Source organism: Vibrio marinisediminis (genome assembly GCF_014050145.1).
GTDB classification, from domain to species: domain Bacteria; phylum Pseudomonadota; class Gammaproteobacteria; order Enterobacterales; family Vibrionaceae; genus Vibrio; species Vibrio marinisediminis.
In genome coordinates this window covers 160073-174870 of the sequence record NZ_JACFYF010000003.1, presented here as the reverse complement: position 1 = coordinate 174870, position 14798 = coordinate 160073, and the positions used below count along the sequence as shown (strand labels likewise).

11 protein-coding genes are annotated in these 14798 nt (G+C 45.6%); 7 read left to right on the top strand and 4 right to left on the bottom strand.

Features of this window, described 5'->3' with window-relative positions:
• Window positions 1-72 precede the first annotated feature (72 nt).
• From H2O73_RS07595 to H2O73_RS07565, 7 genes are all read left to right on the top strand, one after another.
• The gene (locus tag H2O73_RS07595) at window positions 73-1791 is read left to right on the top strand and encodes a glycoside hydrolase family 9 protein (protein WP_182108226.1); all 1719 of its coding nucleotides are present in this window, start codon (window positions 73-75) and stop codon (window positions 1789-1791) included.
• A gap of 4 nt (window positions 1792-1795) precedes the next feature.
• A complete protein-coding gene (locus H2O73_RS07590; protein ID WP_182108224.1) occupies window positions 1796-2671 on the top strand; it encodes a glucosamine kinase nucleotide-binding domain-containing protein in 876 nt (291 codons plus the stop codon).
• A gap of 12 nt (window positions 2672-2683) precedes the next feature.
• Window positions 2684-4603, top strand: coding sequence for a beta-N-acetylhexosaminidase (locus tag H2O73_RS07585; protein ID WP_182108222.1), 1920 nt, complete (start codon window positions 2684-2686; stop codon window positions 4601-4603).
• A gap of 98 nt (window positions 4604-4701) precedes the next feature.
• On the top strand, window positions 4702-7110 hold the full coding sequence (locus H2O73_RS07580) for a glycoside hydrolase family 94 protein (protein ID WP_182108221.1): 2409 nt from the start codon (window positions 4702-4704) through the stop codon (window positions 7108-7110).
• 48 nt (window positions 7111-7158) lie between these two features.
• Entirely contained in the window at window positions 7159-8571 is a 1413-nt protein-coding gene (locus H2O73_RS07575; protein ID WP_182108219.1) for a phosphoglucomutase/phosphomannomutase family protein, read from the top strand.
• Window positions 8572-8728: 157 nt separating this feature from the next.
• Window positions 8729-9289 (top strand): DJ-1/PfpI family protein, encoded by a 561-nt coding sequence (locus H2O73_RS07570; protein WP_182108217.1) that lies wholly within the window; start codon window positions 8729-8731, stop codon window positions 9287-9289.
• Window positions 9290-9371: 82 nt separating this feature from the next.
• On the top strand, window positions 9372-9656 hold the full coding sequence (locus H2O73_RS07565) for a ribbon-helix-helix domain-containing protein (RefSeq protein ID WP_182108215.1): 285 nt from the start codon (window positions 9372-9374) through the stop codon (window positions 9654-9656).
• Here H2O73_RS07565 and H2O73_RS07560 read toward each other — a convergent pair.
• From H2O73_RS07560 to H2O73_RS07545, 4 genes are all read right to left on the bottom strand, one after another.
• Entirely contained in the window at window positions 9653-10684 is a 1032-nt protein-coding gene (locus H2O73_RS07560) for an ABC transporter ATP-binding protein (RefSeq protein WP_182108213.1), read from the bottom strand. The genes H2O73_RS07565 and H2O73_RS07560 overlap by 4 nt on opposite strands.
• The gene (locus H2O73_RS07555; protein WP_182108211.1) at window positions 10684-12309 is read right to left on the bottom strand and encodes an ABC transporter permease; all 1626 of its coding nucleotides are present in this window, start codon (window positions 12307-12309) and stop codon (window positions 10684-10686) included. Before H2O73_RS07555 ends, H2O73_RS07560 begins: the two co-directional genes overlap by 1 nt.
• Window positions 12310-12407: 98 nt before the next feature.
• Entirely contained in the window at window positions 12408-13421 is a 1014-nt protein-coding gene (locus H2O73_RS07550) for a Fe(3+) ABC transporter substrate-binding protein (protein WP_182108209.1), read from the bottom strand.
• A gap of 140 nt (window positions 13422-13561) precedes the next feature.
• Window positions 13562-14791, bottom strand: a complete 1230-nt coding sequence (locus H2O73_RS07545) for an ammonium transporter (RefSeq protein ID WP_182108207.1) — start codon at window positions 14789-14791, stop codon at window positions 13562-13564.
• Between the last annotated feature and the right edge of the window lie 7 nt (window positions 14792-14798).

Below are 14798 nucleotides of genomic sequence, written 5' to 3'. Positions count from 1 at the left end.
GAGCCAAGAGATATCGCTCTTGGCTCTCATCATCTGACTGATGTTATTACCACCATTTTTGCGGAGACAGCAATGCTGCTAGTTACTAACCATATTGGTTATGAATCCCTTGGGCCTAAACAGGCTGTACTGATGACGAGAAAGCCTCGCCTGTCCACTACCACTGCCTTACTGGTGTGTGCTGACAGTCATCAAACTGTTGCGTCTATGGAAGTCAATAAGGGCGGAAAAGTCGCACATTGGCACCAAGGGAATTTTTTTCGCATTGATTTCTCTCCATTTGAAAAACCTGGGCGCTACTATCTGCGCTTCGATAACATTCGTTCAGAAGTATTTGAAATTGGTACTGGCGTACTGATGCAACGAACTTTTTCCGACGTGTTGCACTATTTTAAATCACAGCGTTGCGGCGGTATTTTTGATAAACAAGACCAACAGGTCCCTATTCTTGGCAGCGAGCAAACTATTGATGCTCGTGGTGGTTGGTATGATGCATCTGGTGACGTAAGCAAGTACCTCAGCCACCTCTCTTACGCTAACTACTTTAATCCACAGCAAACACCGATGGTGGTGTGGAATATGCTCAAAGGGTTAGAGCTAGTCGGTCATAACGAAAAATTCGCACAATACTCATCGGTTCGTTTAGTGGAAGAAGCCCTGTTCGGCGCTGACTTTTTAATGCGTATGCAAAACCCTGATGGTTTCTTCTATATGACCGTGTTTGATAAATGGTCAAAAGATATCAAACAGCGTGAGATTTGTGCCTACGCAACTCAACAAGGCCATAAGTCTGAAGATTACCACGCAGGCTTTAGACAAGGTGGTGGTGTCGCAATCGCAGCCCTAGCGAAATCTGCCACGATTGGCGTTGATGGTGAGCACTCATCTAAAGACTACTTACAAGCGGCAGAAAAAGGCTACTGGCATCTTAAAGAGATGAATAACCATTACATCAATGATGGCGAAGAGAACATCATTGATGAATATTGTGCGCTACTGGCGGTCGTTGAACTGTATAAAGCCAGTAAAAATGACGTGTATCTAGCAGAAAGCCGCGTATGGGCAAAGCGCTTATCAGAGCGACAAACCTCTGATGAGCATATTAATCATTATTGGTCTGCTAATCGAAATGGTTCACGCCCTTACTTCCACGCCGCTGAAGCAGGCTTACCTGTGATTGCATTGTGTGAATACCTCGCCATCGAACAAGACTCCACAGCCATTGACGCAGTGACTCAAGTTGTTACCCAAGCAGTAGATTTTGAGCTGACAATTACTCAGCAAGTTGCCAACCCATTTGGCTACCCACGCCAATATGTGAAACCCGTCAATGGCGAAAAACGCTCTGCGTTCTTTGTCGCGCACGATAATGAGACTGGTTACTGGTGGCAAGGTGAAAACGCACGTTTAGCCTCACTTGCGACCATGGCCTTTATTGCTCAGCCCTTTATTCAAGACAGCTACCAACAAAAACAACTCAACGAGTTTGCACAAAATGCATTGAACTGGATCGTTGGGCAGAACCCATACGATATGTGCATGCTCGATGGATTTGGTCACAACAACCCTGATTACCTTCCTCACTTAGGCTTCTTTAATGCCAAAGGTGGTGTTTGCAACGGCATTACTGGCGGATTTGAGGACGAGGAAGATATCGCCTTTAATCCGGCAAATCAGAAAGATGACATGTTGCAAAACTGGCGATGGGGTGAGCAATGGATTCCTCACGGAGCGTGGTATTTGCTTGCCATCATTTGTCAATTTAACCATTTTGACCGCATAAAGGACTAAAGATATGACGCTATACCAGGTTGGTATTGATGGCGGAGGCACCTCTTGCCGAGCAAGGATTCGCGATGAGCAGAACAATTTAATTGGTGAAGCCAAAAGCGGTAGCGCCAATATTATGCTGGGTGCTGAAATTGCCATGGCTTCCATTATTGAAGCCATTACACAAGCCGCTAAACAAGGCGGATTGAGTAAAGATAATTTCGCACAAATGCATGTCGGTTTAGCCCTAGCGGGTGCCGAACATAAAAATTCTTGGCTCGCCTTTATGGCTCAACCTCACCCATTTGCCTCATTAGTGCTCAATACCGATGCTTACGGTGCTTGTCTTGGTGCTCATAATGGCGATGACGGCGCGATCATGATTGGCGGCACAGGCTCTTGTGGCATTTTCTTGCAGTCAGGTCAGCAACATGTGGTTGGTGGTCGTGAGTTTCCTATCTCCGATCAAGGCGGTGGCGCAGTCATGGGGCTACGCCTGATCCAACAAGTGCTATTGGCTTATGACGGTATCGTTGAAAAAACACCACTCGCAGAGCATGTATTGAATCACTTCAACAACGATGTTGATGCCATTGTTGAGTGGTCAAAAGGGGCGATTCCTAAAGACTACGGTCAGTTTTCTCCAGCAATATTCGAGCATGCCTTTAACGGCGACGCTCTCGCTATCTCTATGCTCAAACAAACCGCTGCCGATATCGAAATGTTTCTCATCGCATTAAACAACAAAGGTGCTACGCGCATTTGTTTAATGGGCAGCATCGCCGAACGCATTCAAGATTGGTTGTCGCCACCAGCGCAACAATGGATTGTAAAACCTCAGTTCGATGCCATTGAGGGTGCAATCATGATGGCTGGTAGCGCTGAGCACAATCTGTATTAAGGATCTGTAGATATGAGCTACCGCATTGATCTCACCGTACTCTCCGAGCAGAAACAATTCTGTCGATTTGGCGCGACCTTACATAACTTGTCAGATCAAGATCTCATCAACTGGAAACTGCAGTTTATTATCGATCGCTATATTCTGCCTGATAGCTTTACCAATGGTGATATCGAACAAATTGGTAGCTTTTGTACCGTCACACCTGAAGTGTCGACGCTAAAAGCCAACCAACACTATTACTGTGAATTCAGCATCAATACTGCGCCACTGCGTTACTACACTGATGGTTTTAAAGACGCCTTAGTTCTGGAATGCGATGGGGAAATAAAACATCCCGTTGTTGTGACACCAATAGCACTGGCTTCTCCGTACCGAGAGCGCAGTGAGCTGCCCGAAGTTGAAGCCTGTCAGTTAGCTCTAGTTCCAAAACCCAATAAAGTGGATCTGCAAGAAGGTCATTATCTGTTATCACCCAACAGCCAAATCACCTTGCAGTCAATTCGTGCAGAAAAAGCCGCGACTTGGTTACAAGTTGAATTGGAGTCACTTTATGATTTTAAGACCAACCCCATTGGTCACAGTGACATGTTGTTCCGCGACAACCCGACCCTAGATGAGGGCGAGTACATTTTGACGGTGAGCGGGAATGGCATTCGCCTTGAAGCGGGGTCAGCCGCAGGCTTTGTTCATGCTAGCGCAACTTTGTTGCAGTTAGTTGAAGTGACCGAGCAAAGCAATACGCTGAAAGTGCCATGCATACGCATTGCTGACAGACCACGCTTTCGTTATCGAGGCATGATGCTTGATTGCGCACGCCATTTTCATTCAGTTGAGCGTGTAAAACGACTCATCAACCACTTGGCACACTACAAGTTCAACCACTTCCATTGGCATTTAACCGACGATGAAGGTTGGCGAATTGAAATTAAAGCCTTCCCTGAATTAACAGAGATTGGTGCCCGACGCGGTGTAGACATGGAGCTGGTACCACAATTTAGTACCCTCAATGATGTCCATGAAGGTTACTACAGCCAAGATGAAATCCGTCAAGTGATCAGTTTTGCCGCAGAGCGTGGCATTACCGTGATCCCTGAAATTGATATTCCCGGTCATTGTCGTGCGGCATTGAAAGCCCTGCCGCACCTTTTACAAGATACTCAAGATCAATCTCAATACCGCAGCATCCAGCACTACAACGACAATGTATTGTCGCCAGCCTTAGAAGGGACGTATCAGTTTTTAGATACCGTACTAACTGAAGTTGCCGAGCTGTTTCCATCACCTTGGATTCATATTGGAGCGGATGAGGTCCCCGATGGGGTTTGGGTGAATAGCCCAAGTTGCAAAGTACTCATGGCGCAACACGGTTACCACAGTAGTAAAGATCTACAAGGTCACCTACTACGTCATGCTGAAAAACATTTGCAAGCACTGGGCAAACGAATGGTGGGCTGGGAAGAAGCTCAACACGGCAATAAGGTCAGTAAAGACACCGTCATTTACTCATGGTTGAGTGAAGAAGCCGCACTAAACTGCGCAAGCCAAGGTTTCGATGTGATCTTGCAACCGGCGCAATACACCTATTTGGATATGACTCAAGATTATTCACCTGACGAGCCAGGCGTAGATTGGGCTAGCACCATTCCATTGGAAAGTGCTTATCACTATGAGCCATTAAAAGCGATCCCGGATAGCGACCCAATTCGTAAACGCATTTTAGGCATTCAATGTGCGCTATGGTGCGAAATTATCACCCATCAAAAACGCATGGATTATATGGTTTTCCCTCGTTTAACCGCGATGGCAGAAGCCTGCTGGACTGACAAATCTCAGCGAGATTGGACTGATTACTTATCCCGTTTGAAAGGACATTTGCCGCTATTAGACAGACAAAGCATCAAATACCGTCAACCGTGGAAAAACAAATAACAGCTAATAGGCACCATTCAACAACGCACTGTTAGTAGTTTTCTCTAGCTTTATATTTTTAACCACCTAAGAGTGGCTTGGTAAAAAAGGAAATTAAGATGAAATACGGCTATTTCGATAATGACAATCGTGAATATGTCATCACACGCCCAGACGTGCCAGCACCATGGACGAACTACCTAGGTACAGAAAAATTCTGTACTGTAATTTCGCACAACGCTGGCGGCTACTCTTTCTACAATTCACCTGAATACAATCGCGTCACTAAGTTTCGCCCGAACGCGACATTTGATCGTCCAGGGCATTACGTATACTTACGTGATGATGAGACGGGAGATTACTGGTCGATTTCATGGCAACCCGTAGCAAAAAGCCTTGATGAGGCAAGCTACGAAGTTCGCCACGGTCTCTCTTACTCTAAATTTAAGTGTGACTACAACGGCATTGAAGCGACTAAAACTCTATTTGTGCCTAAAGGTGAAGATGCTGAAGTTTGGGATGTCGTGATCAAGAATACATCTGATAAGGCGCGTACCATCAGTGCATTCTCATTTGTTGAGTTCTCGTTCAGCCACATTCAATCTGACAACCAAAACCATCAAATGTCTCTGTACTCTGCGGGGACATCGTACAACCAAGGCGTGATTGAGTACGACTTGTACTACAACACTAACGATTTTGAAGGTTTCTACTACTTAGCTTCAACGTTTGATCCAGATTCATACGACGGTCAACGTGACAGCTTCCTCGGTCTATACCGTGACGAAGCAAACCCACTAGCAGTAGAGCAAGGCAAATGTTTCAACACCGCGCAAACTTGCTACAACCACTGTGGTTCTCTGCACAAGCAATTCACTATCCAACCAGGTGAAGAAGTTCGCTTCGCTTACATCTTAGGTATTGGTAAAGGCAACGGTGAGCGTCTGCGTACTAAGTACCAAGATCTAGCAGAAGTAGACAACGCATTCGCTGGCATCAAAGCACACTGGGATGAGCGTTGTAGCAAGTTCCAAGTGAAATCGCCAAATGAAGGGCTAGATACCATGATCAACGCGTGGACTCTATACCAAGCAGAAACCTGTGTGGTCTGGTCTCGCTTTGCATCTTTCATCGAAGTAGGTGGTCGTACTGGTCTGGGTTACCGCGATACTGCGCAAGACGCGATCTCTGTACCTCATGCTAACCCAGCAATGACCCGTAAGCGTATCGTTGACCTACTGCGCGGTCAGGTGAAAGCGGGCTACGGTCTACACCTATTCGATCCTGATTGGTTTGATCCAGAAAAAGCCGATGTGAAACCATCTAAATCACCAACGGTTGTTCCTACTCCTTCTGATGAAGATAAGATCCACGGTATTGAAGATACCTGTTCTGACGATCACTTATGGCTCGTACCGACCATTTGTAAATACGTCATGGAAACTGGTGAGCACAGCTTCTTCAACGAAGTCTTCCCATACGCTGACGGCGGTGATGCCACTGTATACGATCACATGAAAGCCGCACTTGATTTCTCGGCTGAGTACGTGGGTCAAACCGGTATTTGTAAAGGTCTGCGCGCAGACTGGAACGACTGTCTCAACCTAGGTGGCGGCGAGTCTTCAATGGTCTCGTTCCTACACTTCTGGGCGCTGCAAGAGTTTATCGACCTAGCGAAATACCTAGGTAAGGAAGCGGATGTTGAGAAATACACTGAAATGGCAGCTAACGTTCGCGAAGCGTGTGAAACACACCTTTGGGATGATGAAGGCGGCTGGTACATCCGTGGTCTAACGAAGAACGGTGACAAGATTGGTACCGCACAACAAGCAGAAGGTCGTGTGCACCTTGAGTCAAATACTCTCGCGGTATTGTCTGGCGCGGTCTCACAAGAGCGCGGTGAACGTGCGATGGATTCAGTTGATGAAAATCTCTTCTCTGAATACGGCTTGCACCTCAACTCGCCATCATTCGCGACACCAAATGATGATATCGGCTTTGTTACCCGTGTTTACCAAGGCGTAAAAGAAAATGGTGCCATTTTCTCTCATCCAAACCCATGGGCATGGGTAGCGGAAGCAAAATTGGGACGTGGTGACCGTGCAATGAAGTTCTACGATGCACTTAACCCATACAACCAAAACGACATCATTGAGAAGCGTATTGCTGAACCATATTCATACGTACAGTTTGTGATGGGGCGTGACCATCAAGACCATGGTCGTGCAAACCACCCATGGTTAACCGGTACTTCAGGTTGGGCTTACTTTGCGGTAACGAACTTTATCTTGGGTGTGCGTACGGGTTTCGACGGTCTTACAATCGATCCTTGTATCCCAACTAATTGGCCAGGCTTTGAAGTCACTCGCCAATGGTTAGGTGCCACTTACAATATCAAAGTTGTTAACCCTAACTCTGTGAGCAAAGGCGTGAAGTCTATTACGCTAAACGGCGAGCCAGTGAATAGCAGTGCTATTCCTGTTCAAGCAGATGGCAGTATCAACGACGTAGTGGTTACACTAGGCTAAACCGAAGGGCAGCTCCTCGGGGCTGCCCTACTTTCTAAGGAAGATCCCATGATCCAATTTGGTACAGGTGGCTGGCGCGCCTTTATTGGTGAAGAGTTTACCAAGGACAATGTTCGTCTAGTTGCCCAAGCGGTTGCCAATATTATTAATGATGAGCACGTCGCTGATCGCGGTTTTGTTATTGGCTATGACCGCCGATTTCTTTCTGACAAAGCAGGCTGCTGGTTTGCTGAAGTCCTAGCGGCGAACGGGGTGAAAGTCAGCTTTATCGACAAATTCGTACCGACCCCTATCGTGATGTTTAAAGCCAAAGAGATGAACTGTGCTTACTCGGCATGCATCACCGCTTCACATAACCCGGCGGACTACAACGGTATCAAAGTATTTATCGAAGGTGGTCGTGATGCGGATGAAATCATTACGCAAAAAATTGAACTGCAAGTTGCCACTCTCACCTTAGCTGAAGTAAAAAGTGTCGACTTTGAACAAGCCGTTGATGACAAGTTAATTGAAATTATCTACCCAATGAACGAGTTCGTTGACTCGATCATCAACTTTATTGATATCGAAGCGATCAAAAAAGCCAACTTACGTGTCTTAATCGATCCTATGTTTGGTGTGGCTAAAAACGCACTGCAAACGGTTTTGATTAATGGTCGCTGTGAAGTTGACGTGATTCATGATGAAAAGAACCCAGATTTTGGTGGGCTAATGCCTTCACCTAATGCCGCAACACTGTATCGATTAATGCACCTTGTTGCTCATGAAGGGTATGACATTGGTATTGGTACTGATGGTGATGCAGACCGCCTTGGCATTGTTGACGAAAAAGGTCACTTTATTCATCCGAATGAGGTGCTGATCCTGCTGTATTACTACTTGCTTGAATATAAAGGCTGGAAAGGCTCGGTGGTACGCAATATCGCAACCACACATATTCTCGACAAAATCGCTGCCGATCATGGTGAAAATAGCTTTGAGGTTCCAGTAGGCTTTAAGCACATTAGCTCACAAATGGAAGCCGATGACTCACTAATTGGTGGCGAAAGCTCAGGTGGTTTAACCATTCGTGGCCACATCAAAGGAAAAGACGGCGTTTTTGCCTCAAGCCTACTAGTGGAAATGATCTCGGTAACCGGCAAGAAACTGTCGGAAATGCTCGATGAAATCTACGCCAAGTACGGCTATGCCTACACGGCAGAAGGTGACTGCAAATTCAAACCCACAGTGAAACAAGCTCTCTACGATAAAATCTACGTAGAAAAACAGTTACCTGAATTTGAGTTTGAGATCGACAAAGTTAGCTATGAAGATGGCGCTAAAGTCTACTTCAAGAATGGTGGCTGGGTAATCGCTCGTTTCTCAGGTACTGAACCTTTGCTACGTATTTTCGCTGAAATGGCTGATCAGCCGACAGCTGAACATATCGTGCAGCAGATGAAAGATTTTCTGCAGCTATAAGCTTTACCAAGCTCCACGAGCACCCTATAGGTGAAGAGCTCTTGCCCAGCAATCCGCTGGGCTTTTTTATTTCCTTTTCTTTGTAGTACTCCATTGCTACCACCAAGTGTAAATAAATTGTTAATTTAACTTCTCCAATTACAGAAGGAGAGACCACATGGCAAGAGTACTGATTATCGCAGGCGATTTTGTCGAAGATTATGAGCTGATGGTGCCATTCCAAGCACTTTCAATGCTTGGTCATGACGTCAGTGTCGTGTGCCCTGATAAACAAAAAGGTGAGCAAATCAAAACTGCGATTCACGACTTTGAAGGGGACCAAACCTACACAGAAAAAGTCGGTCATAACTTCACTCTCAATCAAAGTTTTAATACTGTGCATTCCACTCAATATGATGCCTTGCTGCTACCGGGAGGCAGGGCCCCGGAGTACCTAAGACTCAACCCGCAAGTGATTTGCTTAGTGCAAGCCTTCTATCAAGACGTCAAACCAATCGGTGCCATTTGTCATGGTGCTCAACTGCTAACAGCAGCAAACATCATTGAGGGGGTTGATATCTCGGCTTATCCTGCCTGTGCTCCTGAGGTTGCTCTTGCAGGAGCTAACTACATTGAATTGGAGATGGATCAAGCGATTACTTCTGGGCAATTTGTCACCGCGCCAGCTTGGCCAGCGCACCCAGCTTGGCTTGCTCAATTCAACCAACTGCTGCCCTAGCTAATCACTTAGACCAAAGGCGTAATGCGTTTTGAACAAAAACCTTTAAGCTAAAGTTAAGGGATACTAAGTGGTGTAAGTGATGTGTGAAATTTATTCTGGAACCGAAGTGGAACTGTTTGAATTAAAAGCGAAGTCCGTGCGCATTGACGGGGTCGTGACCAGTATTCGACTTGAAGCGGTATTTTGGAAAGTGATTGATGATATTGCCGCAGAAGCGGGCATAACCGTTGCTGAATTTCTCACTCGTATTTACAACGAAGTGATAGATAAACGAGGTGAAGTAGGCAACTTCACCTCGTTATTACGTGTGGCTTGCACCACCTATCTCAATGGCGGTCAGCGAATTTCGTTAGCGAATACTTAGAACGCTAAAATGCCCTGAGTTTCCACTTTAACTGCCACTCTTTGCCCAATATCCAAAGGCTCTGAAGAGCTCGCAAATAGCTTGTTACCGTGAGCATCAATAACATATCGACAATGATCGCCCATAAATTGTTGCTCTATAACCACCACTGCGCTCTCTTCTTCGGCACTAATTTGGACATGCTGAGGGCGAAGTAACAATTCACATTGCTCGGCAATTTCTATCGCTTGTTGAGCTGTCGCTTCAACTATGCCCAGCTCAGTTTCAAACTCAGTTTCAGACACTCGCTTAGCGCTAAGATAGCTCCCGCCGCCTAAGAAATCTGCTACGAATTTACTGGAAGGCTGATAGTACAACTCACTTGCCGTACCATATTGCTCAATCACACCATGGTGCATCACCGCCATTTTATCGGCAAAAGCAAACGCTTCCTCACGACTATGAGTCACGAAAATTGCCGTCACGCCCTGCTGCTTAAATAGCTTACGGATTTCACCAATCAGCTCATGACGAACCTGGGTATCAATATTAGAGAATGGTTCATCTAGTAACAGTAAATCTGGCTTGTAGGCCAATGAGCGAGCAATCGCTACACGTTGCTGCTGTCCACCAGATAGCTGATGCGGATAACGCTCACCAAACTGTTCCAAATGAACCAGTTCAAGCATCTGCTGCACTTTGGCTTTTTGCTCACTGATCGCCATATCCCTCAAGCCAAAAGCAACGTTTTGCTCTACGGTTAAGTGCGGGAACAGGGCGTAATCTTGGAAAATCATACCGATATTACGCAGCTCTGGTGGCGTCCAGTTTTCACCATCATCAATGGTCATACAGTTAAGTTTCATCGACCCAGAACTTAGCGGTAATAGACCGGCGATGGCTTTGAGTAAGGTAGTTTTACCACAACCACTCGCCCCCAACAGACAGACAATTTCACCTTGTTCAACTTGCAAAGAAAGCTCTTTTAAGATGGTCGTTTGCTCATCATATTTACAGGTAAGGTTATTTATAGAAAGTGCACAGCTCATCAATGTTCCTGCTCTAATGAACGGTTGACCAACACCAAAGGAACCAGCCCCACCAGTACCAGAAGGACTGCGGGCATAGCGGCTAATTCAAGATGTTCATCGGAAGCGAAGTTATAAACGTATGTCGCCAGTGTCTCAAAGTTGAACGGGCGCAGCAACAAAGAGGCATTGAGTTCTTTCATTGACTCAATAAATACTAATAGAGCCGCAATCAAAGCACCACGACGAATTAATGGTAAATGCACTCTACGCAACATTTGGTTCGAGTTACATCCCATGGTGCGCGAGGCCATATCGAGTGATGGTGAAACCTTACTTAAACCACTTTCAATGCTGCCAATTGCCACCGCTGAAAAACGCACCACCAGTGCAAAAATAATGGCAAACATCGAGCCTGAGAAAATCAGACCTGGACGCCCCCACTCCATCGCTTTGGCAATGTCATTCACCAAGTGGTCCATAAACAACACCGGCACCATCACACCAATCGCCAGTACCGTTCCCGGTACTGCATAACCGAGCGAAGATAGACGCATAAACGCCACCGCTGTTCGCTTAGCGGATAAACGTTGATAAAAGTTAACCACTAAAGCTATCGCTACGGCAATTACTGCGGCTGTCAGTGAGACATACAAACTATTAAGTGCGTATTGTTGAAACTCAGCAGTCCAACTTTGAGCAAAATATTTATAGGCATAGATCAGTAGCTGACCAAGAGGGAAAAGAAACGCAACCGACACTAAGCCCCAACACCACACCAGCGCCAGCCATTTTTTCCAGCCATGCAATTCATAACGAAAATCTTCACGGCTGCTGAAGTGATTTTGAAACAACTTCTGCTTGCGACGGCTATAACGTTCGGTGGAAAGCAGCAAAATCACAAACACCAACATAATGGCTGAGATTTTCGCCGCTGCCGTTAAGCTTGAATAACCTAGCCACGTATCGTAAACCGCCGTCGTCAGTGTATTTACCGCAAAGTAGCTTACCGTACCAAAGTCACCAATGGTCTCCATTGCCACCAAAGACAAGCCCACAGCAATTGCAGGGCGTACTAACGGCAAAGAGATACGGTAGAAGCTTTCCCAAGGAGAACACTTCAATAACCTTGCAGATTGCAGTAGGGAGACGTTTTGCTCCATAAATGCCGCACGACAGAGTAGGTAAACATATGGATAGAGCACCAAAGCTAATACAACTATCGCACCACCTAAAGTTCGGATATCAGGGAACCAATAATCCCCCGCTTGCCACCCCATCAGATCGCGCAAAACAATCTGTATCGGTCCAGCAAAATCAAACCAATCGGTAAAAATATAACCAACGATATAACCCGGCATAGCCAGTGGCAAAACCAACGCCCATTGCAGAATTTTTTCACTCGGCAAGCGGCACATCGCCATTAGCCAAGCGGATGGGATACCAAATAGTAGGGACAACAACATAACGCCCACAGCAAGAGCCACCGTATTAAAGGTGTAAGTAGGCATTACTGTCGACAACAAATGAGAAAACAGCTCGTTAGTTTCACCAACAGCTGTAAAAAAAATTGCAAAAATAGGCAAAACCAGCAGCAAGGTAAGCGCCCCGCTACTGGTTTTCCAAAAATAACTTTTTTCTTTCATCGCCTAATCATTTCAGGCGGAATGAGATACCACTACCGTGGTAGCCATATCTCATATTCCTTAATTAAAGTAGGGGTCTTTTATACCCTTATCGGAGATTAAAGGTCAAATTTCACTTCATCTAATAGTTTAATTGCTGCTTCATGATGATCAGCAATGTCATCTAGAGAAATTGGGTCTGCCTTAAATTCACCCCAAGATGCCACCAACTCAGATGGTTTTACATCCGCTTTTACTGGGTATTCGTAGTTCACTTCTGCGTACATGCTTTGCGCTTTGTTGCCCGCAAGGAACTCCATTAACTTCACTGCATTCTCTTTATTTGGCGAGTACTTAGCCAGTGCCATACCAGAGATGTTTACGTGAGTACCTGTGGTATTTTGGTTAGGGAAGTTAATGTAAACCGCGTCAGCCCAAGCTTTTTGCTCTTTATCGTTAACCATTTTACCTAGGTAGTAGCTGTTACCTAAAGCAACGTCACATAGACCTTCTTTGATCGCTTTTACTTGCGCTCGGTCATTACCTTGAGGCTTACGAGCAAGGTTTGACTTAACGCCTTCTAACCACTCTTTTGTTGCCGCTTCACCGTTCTCTGCAATCATTGCTGACACTAGAGAAACATTGTATGGGTGCTTACCGCTACGGGTACAGATTTTGCCTTTGAACTCAGGCTTAGCAAGGTCTGCATAAGTGAATTCATCACCTAACTTGCCGACGCGATCGCGTGAAGAGTAAACGCTACGAGTACGAGTTGTCAGTGCAAACCACTCGTTGTCTGAATCTTGGTATTGCGCAGGAATATTTTTTTCTAGAATGTCGCTGTTAACCGGTTGAACCAAATCTTTTTCAGTTAGGTTTGAAAGGCGGCTGATATCCACAGTCAAAATAACGTCTGCCGGGCTATATTCGCCTTCTTGAACCAATTTTTCGGCCAGACCTTTTTTCGCAAACTTCACGTTTACTTTGATGCCAGTTTCTTTAGTGAACTCGTTGAACATAGGTTCAACTAGGAAAGGTTGACGGTAAGAGTATACGTTCACTTCATCAGCAGCCATTGCTGTTGGGGCTAGAGTTGCACAAGCCAGTGCAGATAGAGTTAACAGCTTTTTCATTATCGAAATCCTTCGCTTTAATTGTAATGATAATGTTTATCAGTTGCGTTATTATATTCATCTTCCTTTGGATTACAATTGCTGAAAGCAAAAAACCTGCTAACTAAAGCAGGTTTTTTCGGTAAAGACTTTGTAACACTTTATTTCAATGAGACAAATTCTGGATAAGCACCTACGCCACAATCATGCATATCCATGCCTTCTAGCTCTTCATCTTCCGTCACGCGAATACCAATGGTGGCTTTAATCACTGCCCATACCACAAGACTGGCACCAAATACCCAAGCAAAGATAACAAATGCACCCAGTAGCTGTGCACCAAATGTTGCATCGACGTTACTAAGAGGGACCACCATCAAGCCAAACAAACCACAAACACCATGGACTGAAATCGCTCCAACTGGATCATCAATTCTCAGTTTATCTAAAGCAACAATACTAAAGACCACCAGCACACCTGACACTGCACCAATTGCCAATGAATAAAGTGGTGACGGCGATAGCGGATCTGCTGTGATAGCCACTAAACCAGCTAAAGCACCATTTAGAATCATGGTGAGATCAGCCTTGCCCCACGTCGTTTTACATACAAGCAGTGCCGCAATTGCACCAGCGGCAGCCGCTGCATTGGTGTTTAAGAAGATTTGACCCACTGCCGTGGCGTTTTCAAAATCTGAAACCATCAACTGAGAGCCACCGTTAAAGCCAAACCAACCAAACCAAAGAATAAACGTACCGAGCGTTGCTAATGGCATGTTTGAGCCTGGGATTGGGTAGATCTCGCCATTTTTGCCGTATTTACCTTTACGAGCTCCCAGTAGTAAAACCCCAGCAAGAGCAGCAGAAGCGCCAGCCATGTGTACAATACCTGAACCTGCGAAGTCACTAAAACCGGCTTGTGATAAGAAGCCGCCACCCCAAGTCCAATACCCTTCCATTGGGTAAATAAATGCAGTTAAAACAGCTGAAAAAATTAGGAAAGACCAAAGCTTCATACGTTCAGCAACGGCACCGGAAACAACCGACATTGCCGTCGCCACAAACACAACTTGGAAGAAAAAGTCAGACTCAAGTGAGTGATCCGCCCCTTCAGCTTGAGTGCCTATCAGTGCGCCGAACGAAGGTAACCAACCACCTTCTCCATTATCAACATACATAATGTTGTAACCGACAATGAGATACATGGTACAAGCAATGGCGTATAGACAGATGTTCTTAGTAAGAATTTCAGTGGTATTTTTAGAACGAACCAATCCCGCTTCTAACATGGCAAAACCGGCTGCCATCCACATAACAAGCGCACCAGAAATGAGGAAGAAAAAGGTGTCGAGTGCATAACGTAATTCGCTTACCGTCAGTGATAATTCCATAATAGTT

Excerpts from the sequence above, each read along its gene's own strand:
- H2O73_RS07590 (WP_182108224.1), top strand. The coding sequence starts at position 1,796 with ATGACGCTATACCAGGTTGGTATTGATGGCGGAGGCACCTCTTGCCGA.
- H2O73_RS07585 (WP_182108222.1), top strand. The coding sequence starts at position 2,684 with ATGAGCTACCGCATTGATCTCACCGTACTCTCCGAGCAGAAACAATTC.
- H2O73_RS07545 (WP_182108207.1), bottom strand. The coding sequence starts at position 14,791 with ATGGAATTATCACTGACGGTAAGCGAATTACGTTATGCACTCGACACC.
- H2O73_RS07570 (WP_182108217.1), top strand. The coding sequence starts at position 8,729 with ATGGCAAGAGTACTGATTATCGCAGGCGATTTTGTCGAAGATTATGAG.
- H2O73_RS07595 (WP_182108226.1), top strand. The coding sequence starts at position 73 with ATGCTGCTAGTTACTAACCATATTGGTTATGAATCCCTTGGGCCTAAA.
- H2O73_RS07575 (WP_182108219.1), top strand. The coding sequence starts at position 7,159 with ATGATCCAATTTGGTACAGGTGGCTGGCGCGCCTTTATTGGTGAAGAG.
- H2O73_RS07580 (WP_182108221.1), top strand. The coding sequence starts at position 4,702 with ATGAAATACGGCTATTTCGATAATGACAATCGTGAATATGTCATCACA.
- H2O73_RS07560 (WP_182108213.1), bottom strand. The coding sequence starts at position 10,684 with ATGAGCTGTGCACTTTCTATAAATAACCTTACCTGTAAATATGATGAG.
- H2O73_RS07555 (WP_182108211.1), bottom strand. The coding sequence starts at position 12,309 with ATGAAAGAAAAAAGTTATTTTTGGAAAACCAGTAGCGGGGCGCTTACC.
- H2O73_RS07550 (WP_182108209.1), bottom strand. The coding sequence starts at position 13,421 with ATGAAAAAGCTGTTAACTCTATCTGCACTGGCTTGTGCAACTCTAGCC.
- H2O73_RS07565 (WP_182108215.1), top strand. The coding sequence starts at position 9,372 with ATGTGTGAAATTTATTCTGGAACCGAAGTGGAACTGTTTGAATTAAAA.